We start from the raw sequence: 18389 nt of genomic DNA, 5'->3' as shown, positions 1-18389 counted from the left end.
CGGGGCGGTCGGGGGGACCGCCCCGTCTCGCCGGTCCGGCTGGATCCGAGAACCTCAGGGACGGAGCACGGCCCGGCGCGGCCCCGCGAGGAAGCCGGCCTCGACGAGCAGCGACAGAGCGTCGCTGTCGACCACGGGCATTCCGTCGAAGCGCTCGACCGAGAGACGGCGGCCGCGATCGGAGCGCACCCACGCGACGAGCGCCGCAAGCGCCGGGCGCAACCAGTCGGCATCGGGCTCACGAAGCGGGAGCAGCGACCGCCCGCCGCGCTCGACGTAGAGCGCCGCCTCGCCGCCGAGCAGGACGACGTGCGCCCCGGCGACGCGCGCGGCCCGCGCAGCGGCCCGCTTCGGCCACGGCAGGACGCCGCCGTAGGGCTGCGCCGGATCGGCGGCCGCGAGGACGAGGGGCTCGTCGTCGTCGACGTCCCGCAACTCGCGCAGCCGCTCCACCGCGCCCGGAAGCGCGAACTGCGCGCCGCCCAGGCCCTCCACGAAGTAGCCGCGGCGGCACGCACCGACGGTCTCGAGCCCTTTCAGCTCCCCGTAGACGGCGCCGTAGCCGCCGGGAACGCCCTCCGCGCGGACGCCGTCGCGCGTGACGATCCCCTGCCGCTCGAGCAGCAGCTCCGCGAGGGCGCGACGATCGGGCGCAGGTGACACTGCGTCACCTGCGAACAACCGCCCGGCCAGCGACCAGCGACCGGCCGTCGCGACCTGCCCCGAAGCGCGCGAGCGCGAGAAGCGCCGCGGTCGGCGCTCGGCCGCAGGCACGCCGTAGCGGCGCTTCGCCCGGAGCGGCGCCCATGCGTCGTTCGTCACCTCGCCGTTCCAGACGAGCTCCCAGAGGACGGGCAGCGCCTCTGCGGGGTCGACGCCGAGCGCCGCGACGAGGTCGGGCCAGAACTCGGCGCTCCGACCGAGCGCGGCCCGCAGGGCGTCGTGCACGGGGCCCGCGAGCGGCTCCCCGGAGGCGGGCGAGCCGAGCAGAGGCGCGTCCTCACGGTAGTAGAGCGCGACGCGGTCGAGGCCCGAGCCGACCCACACGACCTCCCCCGACGCACAGAGCTGGTCGAGCGCCGCGGGTTGATAGCCGGGAACACGACGCGGGAGGATCTCGCTCTCCCAGAGAGCGACCGGGAGCGCGAGACCCTGGAGCGGGACGAGTGCCTCGCGCAGCGTCGCGCGCCGGTCGATCCCGTGCCAGCCGGGCAGGAAACGCCCGAGGGCGGCCTGTTCGGCGGGCTCGACCTGGCGTCGGAGGACCGCGAGGGACGCCCGTCGGATGCGGCGCAGGACGTCGGGATCGCACCACTCCCGTTCGACGCCGCCCGGGCGGAGCTCCCCGCGGACGAGGAGGTCGCGCGCCTCGAGCCCGGCCAGCAGCGCCTCGACGTCATCGGAAGGCTGCGCGTAGCGCGTGGCGAGCGCGCCGGTGGTGAACGGCCCGCGCGTGCGCGCGTAGCGGAGCACGACTCGCTCCAAGGCGTCCGCGACGGGCTCGAGGAACGTCTCGGGAAGGCCGCCCGGCGGCATCACACCGAACGCGTCGCGGTAGAGGCCGGCGTCCTCGGCGGCGATCGTCGCCTCGTCGGCCCCGACGCGCGCCCGGAAAGCGCGCCGCTCGCGGACGAGCGTCTCGGCGAACCCGGCGTCCAGCTCGCCGTCGCGCAGATCGCCAGCTCGGCGGAGGAGGTCGTGCAGCTCGTCGGCGTTCCGCGGCTGCGGCAGCAGCGAGCCCTCGACCTCGGCGAGCGCGCCGGGGTCGATCAGGTCCCGGAGCTCCTCCTGGCCGAGCAGCTCCCGGAGCAGCTCGCGGTCGAGCGAGAGCGCCTGCGCGCGCCGCTCGGCGGCGGGCGTGTCGTCCTCGTACATGTAGGTCGCGACGTAGTCGAAGAGGAGCGATGACGCCATCGGCGATGCGGAGGGCGTCTCGACCTCGACGAGGTCGATCTCCCGCGCGGACAGCCCGCGGAGGATCCCCCGCAGCGCGGGCAGGTCGAAGACGTCCTGGAGGCACTCGCGGTAGGTCTCGAGCACGATCGGGAACGAGCCGTACTTGCGGGCGACCTCGAGGAGGCTCTGCGCCTTGAGGCGCTGCTGCCAGAGGGGTGTCCGCTGGCCCGGCCGGCGCCGCGGGATCAGCAGGGCACGCGCGGCGTTCTCCCGGAACCGCGCGCCGAAGAGGGCCGTCGAGCCGACCTCCTGGACGACGAGGTCCTCGAGCTCGTCCGGCTCGAGCAGGAGGTCGGAGAGCGGCGGGGGCGCGTCGGCGTCGGCGAAGTGGAGCGCGATCCCGTCGTCCGACCAGAGCGACTGCACCTCGAGCCCGAGCGAATCGCGCAGGCGCGCCGCGAGCGCCATCGACCACGGTGCGTGGACGCGTCCTCCGAACGGGGTGAGAACGCAGACCCTCCAGTCGCCGATCTCGTCCCGGAACCGCTCCACGACGATCGACTTGTCGCTCGGCAACGCGCTGGAGCGTTCTTGCTCGCGCAAGAACGCCAGAAGGTTTCGCGAGGCCAGCTCGTCCAGGTGGTAGTCCTCGCGCAGGTTCCTCGTGGCTCTCTCGTCGGAGAGAGCCGCCAGCTCCCGTGACGCGGCGCCGATCCGCGCGCCGAGCTCGTAGGGTCGCCCCACGCCCTCGCCCTTCCAGAACGGCACCGCGCCAGGCACGCCGGGGGCCGGCGAGACGAGCACGCGGTCGCGCGTGATCTCCTCGATCCGCCACGTCGAGGCGCCGAGCATGAACGTCTGCCCCTCGCGGGCCTCGTAGACCATCTCCTCGTCGAGCTCGCCGACGCGGCCGCCGCCGTCCACCTGGAAGACGCCGTAGAGGCCGCGATCGGGGATCGTCCCCGCGTTCGTCACGGCGAGCCTGCGGGCGCCGGTGCGACCGCGGATCACGCCGGCCGTGCGGTCCCAGACGATCCGCGGGCGGAGCTCCGCGAACTCGTCCGACGGGTAGCGGCCCGCGAGCATGTCGAGGACGTTGTCGAGCTGCGAGCGCGCGAGATCGGCGAACGGGTACGCGCCGCGGACGAGGTCGTGAAGCTCGTCGACCGCGATCTCCTCCTCCGCGCTGATCGCGACGACGTGCTGCGCGAGCACGTCGAGCGGGTTGCGCGGGATGGCGGTCTCCTCGATCGCACCCTCCCGCATCGCCTTCGCGACGACGGCGCACTCGAGCAGGTCGGCGCGGAACTTCGGGAAGATCCTTCCTTTCGAGGTCGCGCCGAGCTCGTGCCCGGCACGGCCGACGCGCTGCAGGCCACGTGCGACCGACTTCGGGCTCTCGACCTGGACGACGAGGTCGACGGCGCCCATGTCGATCCCGAGCTCGAGGCTCGACGTCGCGACGAGGCACGGGATCCGGCCGGCCTTGAGATCCTCCTCGATCAGCACCCGTTGCTCGCGGGCCAGCGAGCCATGGTGTGCCCTCGCAACCTCCTCCTCGGCCAGCTCGTTGATCCGAAGCGCGAGCCGCTCGGCGAGGCGGCGGTTGTTGACGAACACGATCGTCGAGCGGTGCGCTCGCACCAGTTCGAGCAACGCGGGATAGATCGACGGCCAGATCGAGCGGGACGTCGCCTCGTAGCCGGAGTCCATCTCGACACCGTCCGGCATCACCGGCTGGGAGAGCGGCTGCGATGACGCCCCGAGCTCGCGCATGTCCTCGACCGGGATGACCACCTCGAGATCGAGCTCCTTGCGCTGCCCGGCGTCGACGAGCTGGATCTCGCGCGACGGGCCCGCGACCCAGCGGCCGATCTCTGCGAGCGGGCGCTGCGTCGCGGAGAGGCCGATCCGCTGGAAGGGCTGCTCGGCGACGCGCTCGAGGCGCTCGAGCGAGAGCGCCAGGTGCGCGCCGCGCTTCGTGCCGGCGACGGCGTGGACCTCGTCGAGGATGACGGTCTCGACCGTCTTCAGCAGGTCGCGGCCACGCGAGGTGAGGAGCAGGTAGAGCGACTCCGGCGTCGTGATCAGGATGTCCGGGGGCGTGCGGAGCATGCGCTCGCGGTCGCGCTGCGGCGTGTCGCCCGTGCGGACACCCACCGTGAGCGCCGAGCCGATGCCGGCGAGCGGGCCGCGGAGATTCCGCTCGATGTCGTAGTTGAGCGCCTTGAGCGGCGACACGTAGAGGAGACGCATTCCCTCGCCGGGCGTCTCGTTCAGGCGGTCGAGGCCGAGCAGGAAGGCGGCGAGCGTCTTACCCGAGCCGGTCGGCGCCTGCACGAGCACGTGGCCACCGGAGGCGATCGCGGGCCAGGCGAGCTCCTGGGCGGGCGTCGGGCCGTCGAATGCGCGCTCGAACCATGCGCGCGTCCGCGGGGAGAGCGTGGCCAGCGGATCCACGCTCCGAGCGTAGCCCCCGCAGGTCGCCACGGGCCTACGGGCGACCGTACGATCGTCCTATGCTCCGCCTGTGACGTTCGACGTGGCGGTCGTCGGGGGCGGCACCGCCGGGTGCGTGCTCGCAGCGCGCCTCTCCGAGGACGCGAGCCGGAGCGTCTGCCTGATCGAGGCCGGGCCGGACTACGGCTCACGGACATCCGGCCGCTGGCCGCCCGACCTGCTCGACCCACGTGCGTTCACGTTCACGCACGACTGGGGCACGGGCGGCGAGGACGAGCGCTCGCTCGGCGCACGTGTGATCGGCGGCTGCTCGGTGCACAACGCCTGCATGGCCCTGGCGGGGACCGCGTCGGACTACGACGAGTGGGGCGCCGAATGGTCGTACGAGCGCATCGCGCCGTATCTCGACCGGGCGCGAGAGATGCTGCGCGTCGGGCAGGCGAACACGCCGGACCCGGCGCCCTTCCATGCGGCGTTCCTGGAGGCGGGGACGGCCCTCGGACTGCCCTTCCTCGAGGACCCGGACGACCTCGCGCGGCCGACAGGCGTCGCGCGGCTGCCCGCCAACGTCGTCGACGGGGTCCGCTGGAGCACGGCGCTCGCATACCTCGACGACGCCCGGTCGAGGCCGAACCTGACCATCGTCACTGACACGCTCGTCGATCGGATCGAGATCGCCGGCGGGCGCGCCGTCGCCGCGCTCACAGTGGCAGGCGAGCGGATCGAGGCTGCCATCGTCGTTCTCGCGGCAGGGGCGTACTTCACGCCGGCGGTCCTCCTCCGCAGCGGCATCGGCCCCGAGGAGGAGCTCGCACGACATGCGATCCGCGTCGTCGAGGCGCTGCCGGTCGGCGAGGCGCTCCTCGACCACCACGGCACCGGCATCCGCTGGTCGCGAACCGACGCCCTCGACCGGGAGACCGCCGACCACGTCACGCGGACCGGGCCGCTGTTCCTGCCGCATGCGTTCGTCAAGGCGGCGAGCAGCGTGTGCGCGCCGAACGCCTGGGACCTCCACCTCGTCTCGTGGACGAGCCCGGCCGACGACGGGAGCGGCTACGAGGCCAGCGTGGGCGTCTTCCACATGAAGCCTGGCTCTGCCGGCCGCGTGCGTCTCCGCTCGCGCGACCCGAACGAGCTGCCGGTCGTCGAGCGCGGCTTCCTCCGAGACCCGGGCGACCTCGCCACGGTCGTCGAAGGGCTCGAGCTCGCGCGGGAGCTCGCGGCGCAGGAGCCGCTCGCGCGGCTTCTCGGCTCGGAGCGGGAGCCCGGCGCCGAGGAGCTCTCGGCGTACGCGACGAGGACGATGCGCAACTACTTCCATCCCGCGGGAACCTGCGGCATCGGACGCGTGGTCGATACGCAAGGCCGAGTCCTCGGCATGGAGGGCCTCGTCGTCGCGGACGCCTCGGTGATGCCCACCCTCCCGCGGGCGAACACGAACCTCACGACGGTCGCGATCGCGGAACGGCTCGCGGAGACGATCCGAGCGCGTCCGTGATGCATGATCGAGGCGCATGACCTACTCGATCGTGGCGCGCGACGCGGAGACGGGCGAGCTGGGCGTCGCGGTGCAGTCGCGCGCGTTCAACACCGGCGCGGCGTGCGCGTGGGCGGAGGCGGGCGTCGGAGCGATCGCGACCCAGTCGTTCACCGAGCGACGCTACGGGCCGCGCGGGCTCGCGCTGCTCGGGGAGGGCCGTGATCCGCGTGAGGCGCTCGACGAGCTCCTCGCGGCCGACGAGGGACGCGACGTGCGGCAGGTCGCCTTCGTCGACACGAACGGCGCGACGGCGGCGCACACGGGCTCGGGCTGTATCCCCCACGCCGGCCACCTGAGCGATGCCAACGTCAGCGTGCAGGGCAACATGCTGCGCTCGCCGGGCGTCTGGCCTGCGATGCGCGAGGCGTTCGACGCGGCGACCGGCACGCTCGCGGAGCGGCTGCTGGCCGCGCTCGACGCGGCCGAGGCCGCCGGAGGCGACTACCGCGGCCGGCAGGCGGCCGGGCTCGTCGTCGTCTCCGGCGAGCCGGACGAGCAGCCGTCGGTCGACCGCGTCTTCGACCTCCGCGTCGAGGATCACGAGGAGCCGCTCCAGGAGCTCCGCCGCCTCCACCGGCTGGCGGCCGGCTACCGGCGCCGGAACCGGATCGACGAGACGGCCGATCCGGACGAGGAGCGCGAGGCCGCGCTCGAGGCCGGCCTGCGGGAGGACGAGGCGGCGATGGCGGCCCTCTTCGCGCACGCACGCCGCGGCGAAGTCGACGAGGCGGTCGGCTTGATCCGGCAGCTCGTCGACGCCGAGCCGATGTCCCTTACGGCGTTCGAGCGCTACGAGGCGCTCGGGCTCGTGCCGCCCGGGGTGCTCGACGCCGTGCGGCAGCGCTCAGGCTGACCAGCGGTCGAGCGACGGCACGCCGCCGCGCTCGAACGGACGCGTGTCGCGGGTGACGACGACGAGGCCATGGACGAGGGCGGTCGCCGCAAGCAGGCCGTCGCTCGCGGGGACGGGATCGACGGCGTTGATCCGACCCCAGGCGTGAGCGGCGCGCGACCCGGCGGGCGTCGGCCTCAGCCCATGCTAGTGAGGCCGAGCGGTCGCGATACGATCGTCCCATGCCCGACGCGCTGCACTTCACCGGCGACGCCGAGGCGGATGCCCTCATCGCGAAGGACCCACTCGCGCTGCTGATCGGCTTCGCGCTCGACCAGCAGATCACGGTGCAGGCCGCCTTCGCAGGCCCGCTGAAGCTCCGGCAGCGGCTCGGCTCGCTCGACGCCGCGACGATCGCGACGAGCGATCCGGCCGAGCTCGAGGCGCTCTTCCGGCAGCAGCCGGCGATCCACCGCTTCCCGGGCTCGATGGCGAAGCGGGTGCACGACCTCGCGCAGCACGTCGCGGACGAGTACGACGGCCACGCGGAGCGCGTGTGGACGGAGGCGAAGGACGCAACAGACCTCGAGAAGCGGATCCGCGCGCTCCCCGGCTTCGGCGACATGAAAGTGCTGGCCCTTTCGGCCGTGCTCGCGAAGCGCTTCGGCGTCGAGGTCGCAAAGCCGCTCGCGCCGACCTTCCCGACGCTCGGCGACGTCGACTCGGTCGAGGCGCTGCACGAGTACCAGGCCGCGAAGCGTGCGTACAAGAAAGCCCGGCGAGAACAACTCTCGAGCGCCTGATCTCCGCACTGAGCCTGCTCCAGGCGCGCGGACGTCTTCTCTCCCAGCCCTAGCCCTCGCGCAACCTAGCCACAGCAGCTGTCCGCGTGTTGACGCCGAGTTTCGAAAAGACATTCTCGAGGTGGCGGCGCACCGTTCCCGGGGAGATACAGAGGCTTTCGGCGATCTGGGCGTTCGTCAGCCCGTCGGCGACGAGCATCACGACCTCCTGCTCCCGGCGCGTCAGCAGGCCGCTCGAGCCGCCTGCCGGCGCCGGGGCCTGCTCCTCGTGGGGAATCGGGCGGATGCGCGCGACGACTGCCGCACCCGCTCGTCGTAGCGACGTTGCCTGCCGCGCACTCGCTCCGGAACGATGGAGCGAATCCCTGCGGTCGACGGCCAACTGGTTGAGGAACCGGGGGCTGACGTCGTACATCGCTTCCTCCTCGACTCGCCGTGAACGAGACATCTCGCGGAGCCTGGCCATCGCCGGTGCAGCGGCGGTGGAGCGGCGGTGGAGCGGCGCAATTGGCCTCTGCCCGCGACGGTGTTAGCGTCCTCCCCCGCGGAGGTGACCGATGGAATTCCGGGTTCTCGGACCGATCGAGGTGATCGACGAAGGTCGCGTCGTCCCGCTCAACGCGGCGAAGCCACGAGCGGTTCTCGCGATGCTCCTGCTTCGAGCAAACGAGTTCGTCCCGAGCGACCGGCTGATCGACGACCTCTGGGACGCTGCGCCGCCCGCGACGGCGCCGAAGATCCTGCAGAAGTACGTCTCCCAGCTTCGAAAGGCGTTGGGGCACGAGGCGATCGAGACGGGACCCGCCGGCTATCGCCTTCGGCTCGATCCCGAGGGCCTCGACTTGCTCCGGTTCCGCCGGCTTGCCGCGGATGGAAACGGCAGTGAGCCAGAGCAGGTGGCGTCGACCCTGCGCGAGGCGCTCGCGCTCTGGCGCGGCGAGCCGTTGGCCGAGTTCTCGAGCCAGCAGTGGGCGCGCGCCGAGACGGTGCGGCTCGACGACCTCCGCCTGGACGTACTCGAGCGCCGCATCGACGCCGACCTCGCCGCAGGTCGCGACCGGGAGCTGATCGACGAGCTCGAGCGCCTCGTGGCAGCACATCCCCTCCGTGAGCGTGCCCGCGGGCAGCTCATGCTGGCGCTCTATCGCTGCGACCGGCAAGGCGACGCGCTCGCTGCCTATCGGACAGCCCGTGAGACGTCCGTCCGGAGCCTCGGTCTCGAGCCCGGGCCTTCGCTGCGTGACCTCGAGCGCGCGATTCTGCATCAGGATCCATCGCTCGACTGCACGACGCCGCGGGCTCCGGCCCACCACGCCCGGCCGCCGGGCCTCCCGACCCGGCCAACGTCGTTCATCGGGCGGGCGCACGAGATGGGGGACGTTCGCGAGCGCCTGCGAGCGGGAGACGCGCGGTGCCTGACGCTGACGGGGCCGCCGGGAACGGGAAAGACGCGACTCGCGCTCGAGGCTGCGGCCGGTCTGGACGAGACGTTCCCGGACGGTGTCGTGTTCGTCGAGCTTGCGCCGCTCCGCGAGCCGGGCCTCGTCCTCGCAACGATCGCCAGGGCGCTGGGCGTGCGCGAGGATCCCGAGCGGCAGCTCGCCGAGATCGTCGCCTCTGTGCTTCGCGACCGACGGCACTTGCTCGTTCTCGACAACTTCGAGCAGCTACTGGCAGCCGCGCCACTGCTCTCCGCCCTCCTCGCTGATGCAGGAGCTACACGGGCCCTCGTTACGAGTAGGGCACCGCTCGACATTCCGGAGGAGCGGATCTACGCCGTTCCTCCGCTCGCGCTTCCCGACATGTCACGTCCGTCGCACGTCGCCGCCCTGAACGAGATCGAGGCAGTCCAGCTGTTCGTCGACCGAGCGCAGCAGGCGCGACCGGACTTCGCGCTTTCGGACGAGAACGTCGCCGCGATCGCCGAGCTCTGCGTGCGGCTCGACGGGCTGCCGCTCGCGCTGGAGCTGGCCGCGGCGCGGGTCAAGCTCCTCACGCCGAGCGCGATCCTCGCGCGGCTCGACGGACGGCTCCGGCTGCTCAAGGCAGTGCCCGGTGCCGGCCTGCCGGAGCGGCACAGAACACTCCGCGCTGCGGTCGACTGGAGCTACGAGCTCCTGCCGACGGACGAGCAGGCGCTCTTTACGAGCCTCGGCGTGTTCGTCGGCGGGTTCTCGCTCGAGGGTGCCGCAGGCGTCGCGGGCGACCTCGACATGGACGTCGATGACGGGCTCGAGTCGCTCCTGAACAGCAGTCTGCTGCGTGTCGAGCCCATGTTCGGCGGCGAGCCACGGTTCGGAATGCTGGAGACGATGCGGGAGTACGCGCTGGAGCGGCTCGCGGAGCGAGGTGACGACGACGCGGTGCGCCGCCGGCACGCGAACGTCTTTCTCCGACTGGCTGAACAGGCTGAGCCCGCCCTCCTCGGCCCGGAGCAGCTGCGGTGGCTACAGCAGCTCGACCGCGAGCGCGGAAATCTCCGCTCGGCCCTTTCCTGGTCGGCCGAGAGCGGCGAGGCGGAGATCGGTCTGCGGATCGCTGCGGCCCTCTGGCGGTTCTGGCAGATGCGGGCCGCCGACGCGGAGGGCCGGGATCATCTCGAACGCCTGCTCGCGAGCGAGGCCGGCTCGCGTTCGAGCCGCGCCCTCGGCCAGTCGCGCGCGGCTTCGCTCGCCCTCTACCAGGGCGACTTCGGCGCCGTTCGCCGCTACATCGACGCGAGCCTCCCGGTTCATCGCGAGCTGGGGGACGACTGGAACGTCTCGTCTGGTCTCCAGCTTCTCACCATGACGTTCCTTGCCGAGGGTGACGCCGATCGGGCATTTGCTGCGGCCGAGGAAGCACTCGACGTGGCGCGCCGCACGAAGAGCGCGACTATCGAGGCGTACGCCCTGGCGAACATGGGCATCGTCCGCGCGGTCCAGGGACAGCTGGACGTGGCGCAACACTTGATCGAGCAGAGCCTGCGGAGCGGCCGTGAGTCCGGAAACCTACGCAGCGTTGCGAACTGGACGAAGGCCCTCGGCGGGGTGGCCGTCATGCAGACGGACTACCCTCGGGCGGGCGCGCTGTTCGAGGAGAGCCTCGCGATCTACCGCACCCTCGACGACCCGTGGGGAACGCTGGGCTCGCTTACGGGCCTTTCGCTCGTGGCGCTGGAACGACATGACGACGGAACCGCGCGCCACCTTCTGGTTGAGACCCTCGAGCTCCTGCGTAAGAGCGGCCACCACTTCCGTGTCGCCAACAGCCTCGAGATCGCGGCGCGGCTCGCTACCGTCCAGGCTCGGCATGGAAGCGCTGCTCGCATGTACGCGGCGGCGAACGGCTTTCGCGGCTCGATGGCCGTCGGAATGTTCGAGTGCGAAGCCTGGCCGGATCCCGCCCCGACCATCGCTGAGCTCCGCTCCGTGCTCGGCGAGTGTGAATTCGCCGCCGCTTGGGCCGAGGGCATGACGATGACGTTCGACGAATCGATCGCACATGCGCTGGAAATCGCGACCGCACCTCCGTGAGATGCGCCTCCATCGCCCAACCGTTCGCCGGAGACGTGCCGATGGCACCGAGCCGACATGACCAGGCCTACATCCGGGCCGTGATCCCCTCGCGATCACGGCACGACCGTGCCCGCGTCGACGTGCAGCGTCGTGCCCGGTGACAACGAGGACAGGTCCGAGGCCAGCCAGAAACTGGCCTGCGCGGTCTCTTCCGCCTGACCGAACCGGTTCAACAGGCTGAGTTGCGGCGCGTACTCGTTCGTTGGGCGCGAGCCCGGTCGACCAGCTCGAGCAACGCTGCGGCGATCTCGTCCGGCGTCGGCGGACAGCCGGGAATCCGAAGGTCGACGGGAAGTACGGCATCGACTTGCCCGACGAGCTCGTCCGGGCTGCCGAGCAGGCCGCAGCCGAGGGCGCAGTCGCCGAGGGCGGCGACGAGCCGCGGCTCGGGCATCGCCTCGTACGCAGTGAGAAGCGGGTCGCGCATCCGTGTCGTGACGGGCCCTGTCACGAGCAGCACGTCCGCGTGCCGCGGCGAGGCAACGACGCCGAGGCCGTACCGCTGGAGGTCGTAGTAGGGGCTCGAGGTGAGCGTGAGCTCGTGCTCGCAGCCGTTGCACGAGCCGGCGTCGACGTGGCGGATCGCCAGGCTTCGGCCGCGGTCGGGTCGCGGCAGCGCGACGTCGAGGCGGAGACGGCGGAGGTCTCGGAGCAGCGTCAGCATCAGCGGTCGGCGCAGGCGTAGCAGAGCTCGAAGCTCTTGTTGATCAGCGGGAAGTCCGGCAGCAGGTTGTCGGTCGCCGCGTACGCAACGGACGGCCAGTTGGCGTACGAGCCGGTGCGCAGGCGGACGCGCTCGAGTCGGTCGCCGTGGCGTTCGACGACGCAGACCGTCGCCCCGCGCGCGGATTCCACGAGCCCCACGCCGACGGGAGCCTCCGTCGCTCCCGTCGCTGCTGCCGCGGGCCTGACCGGCCCGTCGAGGAGGCCGAGCGCGATCTCGCGCGATTGCTCGAGCTCGAGCGCGCGCTGTTCGAGCCGAGCACGTACGTCTCCGTCGGCCCTTTCGGGCACCTGGCACTCGAAGTCGGCGTAGGCGAGCCTCGTCGAGGTCGATCGGGCATCGAGTGAGACGCCTGCGGCGCGCGCCGCCGGCCCGACGGTGCCGAGCCGCTCGACGTCGTCCGCACCGACGACGCCGATGTCCGGGAGGCGGTCCTGGAAGGAGGCGCTGAACTGGAGCTCGCGCCACCCTCGCGCCGCCTCGCGTCCGATCGCCTCGAGCTCGTCGCGCGCAGCTCCGACCTGCCGTGCGTCGAGGTCGAGCGCGCTGCCGCCGACCGCGACGACGCCGAAGAGGAAGCGGTGCCCCGAGAGACGGGCGTTGAGCCGGCGGGCACGCTCGGTGAGCGCTGCGAACAGGGTGTTCCCCGCCGCGAGACCGACGCCGGCGCAGACGGCCGCGATGTCGTTCAGGTGGCTCCAGACCCGCTCGAGCTCCAGCAGGAGCGTTCGTGCCCGTGCGAGCTCGGGCGACGGCTCGAGGCCGAGGCTCTCCTCGCAGGCGTGGGCGTAGGCGAGGCCGTTGGCCACGGCGCAGGCGGCGCAGGCGCGGCCCACATAGCGCGCTCCCTCGGCGAGCGTGGCGCCCTCGGCCGCGCGCTCGAGCCCGCGGTGCTTGTAGAAGAGGCGTGCGTCGAGGTGGAGAATGCGGTCGCCGACGACGTGGAACCGGAAGTGGCCGGACTCGATCACGCCGGCGTGGATCGGGCCGACGGCGACCTGGTACGCATCGTCGCCTCGCACGGGCACCGTCCAGTGTGAGAGCACGAGGTCGTGATCGACGAGCGGGCGCATCGGCTCGTGCCCGTCGAAGCGGACGCCGTAGAGGTCGTGGGCCTCCCGTTCGTCCCAGCCCGCGGCAGGCACGAGGTCGACGATCGTCGGCGCGGAGCCTCCCTCGGTGCGAACCGACTCCAGCCGGACGTCGCCCCCGAGCGTGAGCAGTGCGGCGCGGACCACCGAGCCGCCGTCCGAAGCGTGCAGCCCCAGGAAGCGGTCGCCGTCCACGAGCGCGGACCGGACGGCCTCGCGGTAGCGGGCCGAGTCGTGGAGCGTCATCCGACCCCCCGGGCGAGCGCCTCGACGATGTCGGTGTCGGGCAGCCAGAACGCCGCGGCGGCGAGTGCGAGGAGGATCACGGTCGCTGCGCCGCCGAGCGCCACGACGGGTCGGAGCCCGGGCGCGACGGAGCGGTCGCGACGGTGTGGTCGGCCGCCGGTCGTCTCGACGAGCGCGTGCGCGAGCCCGACGAAGCCGAGTGCGAGCAGGACGGCGGTGCCCGCAGCAGCCCATTCCCGGCCCGCCTCGAACCCGCCTGCGATGACGAGGATCTCGCTGAGGAAGAGCGGCGACGGGGGAAGCCCTGCGAGCGCCCCGAGCGAGATCCCCATCGTGGCGCCGAGGCCGGGTTGCGTCCGCGCGATCCCGGTCACGGCATGGCCCGCGGCGCGCGGCTCGTGGCCCAGGAGCGGCGTCGCGGCGTAGAAGCCGAGCGCCTTCGCGACCGCGTGCCCGACGATGTGCACCGCGACCCCGGCGAGCGCGAGCGGGGTCGCGAACCCGATGCCCAGCGCGATGACGCCCATGTGCTCGAGGCTCGAGTACGCGAGGAGGCGCTTCCAGGCAAGCGGACGCCAGAGGAACGGGATGGCGACCGCCAGCGAGACGAGGCCGAAGCCGATCAGCACGGAGCGCCCGGTGCTCTCCCCGATCGCGGGCTCGAGCGCCCGCTCGACGCGCCACGCGACGAGCAGCACCGAGGGCAGGAGCGCGGCCGAGAGGAGCGCGGACACCGGCGGCGGGGCCTCGGAGTGCGCGTCCGGAAGCCAGTTGTGGACGGGCGCCCAGCCGATCTTCGCCGCGAGGCCGACGACGATCAGGAGGAACCCGACGAGCGTCGCCTCGCCCGCGGGGACGTCCGCCGACAGCGATCGCCACGAGAGCGCGTCGAGCGAGCTGCCTGGCGTCGCCGACGCGAGGAGGACGATGCCGAGCAGCGAGAAGCCGAGACCGAGCGAGGTGAGCAGGAGGTACTTCCATCCGGCCTCGAGCGCGCGTGGCTTGCCGCTGAAGCCGACGAGGATCGCCGACGCGGCCGTGGTCGCCTCGACGAGCAGCCACGCGGCGCCGAGGTTTCCCGCGAGCGGCACGGCGGTGAGCACAGCGACGAACGCGGCCAACGCGGCGTAGTACGCCCGCGTCCCGTGACGGTCGCCGAAGAGGCCCGACGCCGCAGTCTCCAGGTACGCAGGGGAGACGAGCGCGCTGGCCAGCCCGACGAGGCCGGTCACGCCGACCATCAGCCCCGCGGCGGCGTCGATCACGACCCAGCCGTTGACCTCGAGGCCGGCGGGGTCGGCGAGCGCGACGAGCGCGAGCGCGATGGCGACGCCGCCCGAGAGGACGAGGCCGGCGATCGCCGCAGGCTGGACCGCGCGCCGGGGCGCGACGGCTACGACGAGCGCCGTGAGCGCCGGGAGCGCCACGGCGGCGAGCGCGAGCGTCTCGCGGCTAGTCACGCAGGCTCTCCAGAACTGCGGTGTCGCCGGAGCCGAACTCGGCGAAGATCCGCTCGTGGAAGACGACGGCGACGAGCGCGATCAGCGTGAGGTCGAGCGCCACGCCGAGCTCGATCGCGAGCGATGCGCCACCGGGTAGCTCGATCGCACCGAGGACGAGGCCGTTCTCGACCATCACGATGCCGAGCAGCTGATGAAGCGTCGCGCGGCGCGTCGCGACGACGGCCGCGCCGAACGCGACCAGCGTGAGCATCGCCCGCTCGGCCTGCTCGGACTCGAGCCCGACAGGCGGCACGAGCCAGACGAACGCGAGCGCCAGGAGGATCGCGAGACCGGCCCTGGCGAAGGGCGCGACACCTGCTCGGACGGGCCGCGGCTCGCGGGTGCGGGCGACGATGGCGAGGAAGAGCGCCGCGAGCGCGACCCCTCGGACGCCGAGCGCCGTCGCGGCCCCGACGTCGTCGGCGCCCTCCGCCTCGGCCGCGGCGACACCCGTGAGGAGCAGCGCCTGCGCCGTCACGAGCCCGACCGCCACGGAGCGGCGGCGCACCACGACGACGGCGAGGCCGAGGGCGACGAGGGCCCACGCGAGCGTGCCGCTCACGCAGCCTCCACGAGCCACGTGACGATGCCGAGCAGCGCGACGAGGGCTGCGATGCCGAGCAGCCGTGGCGCAAGCAGGATCCGCATCTTCGCCACGAGCGTCTCGGTGAGCGCGAGCGCGCCGCACAGCACGACCAGGAGGACGGGCAGGAGGCCGAGCTGGACACGGGGGTCTGTCGCATGCGGCAGGAAGAGCTGTGCCGCGAGCACGAGGACGAGCCAGTGGCGGGCCGCGGCCGCCCACTGGAGCAGCGCGAGGTCCCGGCCCGCGTACTCGAGCAGGGGGCCCTCGTGGATCATCGTCAGCTCGAGGTGGGTGTCGGGGTTGTCCACGGGCTGTCGCCCCGTTTCGGCGACCACGACGAGCGCGAACGCCAGTGCGCCGAGGGCCAATGCCGGCTCGGACCAGGCCGCCGACCCCGCCGTCCCCGCGATCATCGCGACGAGGTCCGTTGTGCCGGAGACGAGCGCGGCCACTGCCAGCGCGAGCACGAGCGCGGCCTCGACGAAGACGGCGATCGTGAGGTCGCGGCTCGCTCCCATCAGCGCGAACCCGTTCGCTACCTCCCAGGACGACGCGGCGACCGCGAACCGGGCGAGCGCGAGCAGGCCGGCGAGCACGAGCGCGTCGCGACCGACGCCGAGGTCGGGCGCGTCGGACGCGACCGGGACGAGCAGCACGGCGACCGCAATGCTTCCCGCTGCGACCGAGGGTGCGAGCCGGTAGACGATCCCCGCGCCTTCGACGTCGACTGCGCTCTTGCCCCAGAGGCGCCGCAGCTCGCGGTACGGCTGAAGCGGCGTGGGGCCGCGCCGTCCCTGGAGCCGCGCCTTCCAGTGCTGCACGAGCCCGGGAAGCAGCGGTGCCAGCGCGATCCCGCCGAGGAGCTGGACGGCCGTCGCAGCGGCCGCGGTGCCGCTCATCCGAGCACCCCCAGCTTCGCTGCGGCGAGCACGACGAGCACGAGACCCAGCAGGTAGGCGACGTAGACGCCGAGCCGGCCGCCCTGCACGCGCCGCGCGTGGTGGGCCCCGTACATCGCAAGCGCCGTGACGGGACGGTAGAGCCGTTCCTCGAAGTGGTGCGGGACGCGGCCCTCGTAGGCGACCTCCGTGACGACGCCGCCCTCGGTCCGCACCGCGACCTCGCGCTCGGGCCGGAGGACGTCCTCGAGCACGAGGCGAAGCGGCTTCGTGAAACCGGCGCTCGTCCAGTCGAGCTGCCGCTCGACGAGTTGGCCGCACGCCCAGGTCGGTGCACGGGCCGCCACGCGCCGTCCCCTGACGAGCGCGAGCGCGCCGACGAGCGCCGCGAGGGCGAGCGCGACTCCGCCCGAGCGGAAGTCACCAGTGCCCGGAAGGTCGAGGCCGACCGTCGTCGGGGCCTCGGCCGACCACGGTGCGAGCCCGACGAGCGAGCCGAAGAGCAGCCCCGGCGCGAGGCCGAGCAGCACGCATCCGCCCGCGAGCGCGGCCACCCCCGCCCGCATCGCCCCGGGTGCCTCTTCGGCGTGCGCGACCGCGTCGCGGCGCGCAGGGCCGAGGAGCACGAGGCCCACGACCTTGACGAAGCAGAGGGCGGCGAGCGCCGCAGTCGCGGCCAGCGCGGCCAGCGCGATCGCGGCCGCCGTCCCGTCGGCAACGCCGCCGTACGCCGGAACGTGCAGGAGCGACTGCAGGGTCGTCCACTCCGAGGCGAACCCGTTGAGCGGCGGCAGCCCGGCAATCGCCACGGCGCCGACGAAGAAGGCGCCGCCCGTCCACGGCATCCGGCGGAGGAGCCCACCGAGACGGTCGAGCTCGAGCGAGCCCGCCGCCCGCTCGAACGACCCTGCGCCGAGAAAGAGGAGTGACTTGAACAGCGCGTGGTTGACGGTGTGCAGCAGTGCAGCGGCGAGCGCGAATGCCGCCCATGCGTCGGCGCCGCGGGCACGAAGCAGGAGGCAGGCACCGAGCCCGAGGACGATGATCCCGATGTTCTCGATCGAGTGGAACGCCAGCAGCCGCTTCAGCTCGTGCTGGAACAGCGCGTAGACCACCCCCGCGACCGACGAGAGCGCGCCGAGAGCCAGCACCAGCACGCCCAGCCACTCGGGCAGGACGCCGAGCCACTCGACGAGGACGCGGACGAGCCCGTAGATCGCGATCTTGATCATCACGCCGCTCATCAGCGCCGAGACGTGCGCCGGCGCGATCGGATGCGCGAGCGGAAGCCAGACGTGGAGCGGCATCACCCCCGCCTTGGCGCCCATCCCGACCAGGGCGGCCAGGGCGATCGCGATCTGCACCCCGGAGCCGGACGCGATCACGCTCGGGTCGCCGATCGCTCCCTCGCTCGCCAGCAGGAGGATGGCCACCCACGTCCCCGCACCCGCGAGGTGCGTCAGCGCGACGTAGAAGAAGACGCTGCGCCGGGCCGGCTCGTCCGCACGGGAGACGAGGATCACGGCCGCCGGCACGAGGGTCATTGCCTCCCAGGCGAGGAGGAACGTGAGCGGGTCGCGTGCGACCAGGACGAGCGCCTGGACGAGCACGAACAGCCCCGTGAGCGCGCCGATCGTCCGCCCCTTCCCCGACGGCTCGAGGTAGCGCGTCGCGAAGACGAGCGCCGCGACGCCGACGGCGCCGAGGATCCCGAGGAAGAGGCCGGAGAGCGCGTCGACCCCCACGCGCGGGTCGAAGGCGCTCGTGAAGGCGAGCCCCGCTGTCTCGTCGGCGACGAGGGCCCAGAGCCCGCCGAAGGCGAGAAGCACGCAGCCCACCGCCTGCAGAGCGAGACCGGTGACGAACGTCCGGTGGAGGAGCGTCAGGAGACCACCGGCGCCGACCGCGGCAGCGCCGACCAGCACCGATCCCGCGACGCTCACGTGTCTGCGAGCTCGCGAAGCATCGACTGCTGGCTTTCGAGCTGCCGCGTGACGAGGGCGCGACCCGCCTCGAGAAGGTCGAAGACCTTCTCGTCCGCGGCACGGTAGAAGACGCTCGTCCCCTCGCGGCGCGCTTCGACGAGCCCGACGCGCCGCAGCGCCGCGAGGTGCTGGGAGGTTGCCCCGGACTCGAGCCCGAGCTCGGCCTGGAGCGCGCCGACCGAGCGCTCGCCGTCGCGGAGCAGCTCGATGATCCGCACGCGGGCCGGATGTCCGAGCACGCGAAAGAGCCCTGCCTTGACCTCGT

The 18389-nt window shown here is 72.8% G+C and carries 13 protein-coding genes and 1 pseudogene; 4 read left to right on the top strand and 10 right to left on the bottom strand.

Annotation, left to right across the window (positions count from 1 at the left end; all coding sequences use genetic code 11):
* Positions 1 to 54: 54 nt before the first annotated feature.
* Positions 55 to 4356: a DEAD/DEAH box helicase gene (locus VNM44_RS05600; RefSeq protein ID WP_325623544.1), complete on the bottom strand. Its 4302-nt coding sequence runs from the start codon at positions 4354 to 4356 to the stop codon at positions 55 to 57.
* Between the two features lie 70 nt (positions 4357 to 4426).
* On the opposite strand from VNM44_RS05600, the gene VNM44_RS05595 reads away from it, so the two are divergent.
* The 3 genes from VNM44_RS05595 to VNM44_RS05585 all read left to right on the top strand — a co-directional run bounded on the left by VNM44_RS05595 (position 4427) and on the right by VNM44_RS05585 (position 7534).
* Entirely contained in the window at positions 4427 to 5857 is a 1431-nt protein-coding gene (locus VNM44_RS05595) for a GMC family oxidoreductase (protein ID WP_325623542.1), read from the top strand.
* 16 nt (positions 5858 to 5873) lie between these two features.
* Positions 5874 to 6752 (top strand): DUF1028 domain-containing protein, encoded by an 879-nt coding sequence (locus tag VNM44_RS05590; RefSeq protein WP_325623540.1) that lies wholly within the window; start codon positions 5874 to 5876, stop codon positions 6750 to 6752.
* 221 nt (positions 6753 to 6973) lie between these two features.
* Complete coding sequence (locus tag VNM44_RS05585; protein WP_325623538.1) at positions 6974 to 7534, top strand: HhH-GPD-type base excision DNA repair protein; 561 nt, start codon at positions 6974 to 6976, stop codon at positions 7532 to 7534.
* A gap of 49 nt (positions 7535 to 7583) precedes the next feature.
* On the opposite strand, the gene VNM44_RS05580 is transcribed toward VNM44_RS05585, so the two are convergent.
* On the bottom strand, positions 7584 to 7949 hold the full coding sequence (locus VNM44_RS05580) for a response regulator transcription factor (RefSeq protein WP_325623536.1): 366 nt from the start codon (positions 7947 to 7949) through the stop codon (positions 7584 to 7586).
* 142 nt (positions 7950 to 8091) lie between these two features.
* Between VNM44_RS05580 and VNM44_RS05575 the strand changes: the two genes are divergently transcribed.
* Positions 8092 to 11049: a BTAD domain-containing putative transcriptional regulator gene (locus VNM44_RS05575; RefSeq protein ID WP_325623534.1), complete on the top strand. Its 2958-nt coding sequence runs from the start codon at positions 8092 to 8094 to the stop codon at positions 11047 to 11049.
* A gap of 95 nt (positions 11050 to 11144) precedes the next feature.
* On the opposite strand, the pseudogene VNM44_RS17090 reads toward VNM44_RS05575, so the two are convergent.
* The 8 genes and pseudogenes from VNM44_RS17090 to VNM44_RS05540 form a co-directional block, all read right to left on the bottom strand.
* Positions 11145 to 11288 (bottom strand): annotated as a pseudogene (locus VNM44_RS17090) (SDR family oxidoreductase); the annotation flags it as partial.
* On the bottom strand, positions 11261 to 11755 hold the full coding sequence (locus tag VNM44_RS05570; protein ID WP_325623532.1) for a hypothetical protein: 495 nt from the start codon (positions 11753 to 11755) through the stop codon (positions 11261 to 11263). The gene VNM44_RS05570 and the pseudogene VNM44_RS17090, both read right to left, overlap by 28 nt.
* On the bottom strand, positions 11755 to 13152 hold the full coding sequence (locus tag VNM44_RS05565) for an NADH-quinone oxidoreductase subunit C (RefSeq protein ID WP_325623530.1): 1398 nt from the start codon (positions 13150 to 13152) through the stop codon (positions 11755 to 11757). Before VNM44_RS05565 ends, VNM44_RS05570 begins: the two co-directional genes overlap by 1 nt.
* Positions 13149 to 14612, bottom strand: a complete 1464-nt coding sequence (locus VNM44_RS05560) for a proton-conducting transporter membrane subunit (protein ID WP_325623527.1) — start codon at positions 14610 to 14612, stop codon at positions 13149 to 13151. Before VNM44_RS05560 ends, VNM44_RS05565 begins: the two co-directional genes overlap by 4 nt.
* Positions 14605 to 15216, bottom strand: a complete 612-nt coding sequence (locus tag VNM44_RS05555) for a hypothetical protein (protein ID WP_325623525.1) — start codon at positions 15214 to 15216, stop codon at positions 14605 to 14607. The genes VNM44_RS05560 and VNM44_RS05555 overlap by 8 nt, the downstream gene beginning before the upstream one ends.
* Positions 15213 to 16139 (bottom strand): respiratory chain complex I subunit 1 family protein, encoded by a 927-nt coding sequence (locus VNM44_RS05550; RefSeq protein WP_325623523.1) that lies wholly within the window; start codon positions 16137 to 16139, stop codon positions 15213 to 15215. Before VNM44_RS05550 ends, VNM44_RS05555 begins: the two co-directional genes overlap by 4 nt.
* Positions 16136 to 18082, bottom strand: coding sequence for a proton-conducting transporter membrane subunit (locus tag VNM44_RS05545; protein WP_325623521.1), 1947 nt, complete (start codon positions 18080 to 18082; stop codon positions 16136 to 16138). Before VNM44_RS05545 ends, VNM44_RS05550 begins: the two co-directional genes overlap by 4 nt.
* Positions 18079 to 18389, bottom strand: a 311-nt coding sequence (locus VNM44_RS05540) for a metalloregulator ArsR/SmtB family transcription factor (protein WP_325623519.1), incomplete at its 5' end; no start/stop codon positions are given. The genes VNM44_RS05540 and VNM44_RS05545, both read right to left, overlap by 4 nt.

The organism is Gaiella sp. (assembly GCF_035558935.1).
GTDB lineage: Bacteria > Actinomycetota > Thermoleophilia > Gaiellales > Gaiellaceae > Gaiella.
This window is presented reverse-complemented; position numbering and strand designations above follow the sequence as displayed.

Excerpts from the sequence above, each read along its gene's own strand:
- VNM44_RS05580 (WP_325623536.1), bottom strand. The coding sequence starts at position 7,949 with ATGTACGACGTCAGCCCCCGGTTCCTCAACCAGTTGGCCGTCGACCGC.
- VNM44_RS05575 (WP_325623534.1), top strand. The coding sequence starts at position 8,092 with ATGGAATTCCGGGTTCTCGGACCGATCGAGGTGATCGACGAAGGTCGC.
- VNM44_RS05570 (WP_325623532.1), bottom strand. The coding sequence starts at position 11,755 with ATGCTGACGCTGCTCCGAGACCTCCGCCGTCTCCGCCTCGACGTCGCG.
- VNM44_RS05565 (WP_325623530.1), bottom strand. The coding sequence starts at position 13,152 with ATGACGCTCCACGACTCGGCCCGCTACCGCGAGGCCGTCCGGTCCGCG.
- VNM44_RS05590 (WP_325623540.1), top strand. The coding sequence starts at position 5,874 with ATGACCTACTCGATCGTGGCGCGCGACGCGGAGACGGGCGAGCTGGGC.
- VNM44_RS05585 (WP_325623538.1), top strand. The coding sequence starts at position 6,974 with ATGCCCGACGCGCTGCACTTCACCGGCGACGCCGAGGCGGATGCCCTC.
- VNM44_RS05550 (WP_325623523.1), bottom strand. The coding sequence starts at position 16,139 with ATGAGCGGCACCGCGGCCGCTGCGACGGCCGTCCAGCTCCTCGGCGGG.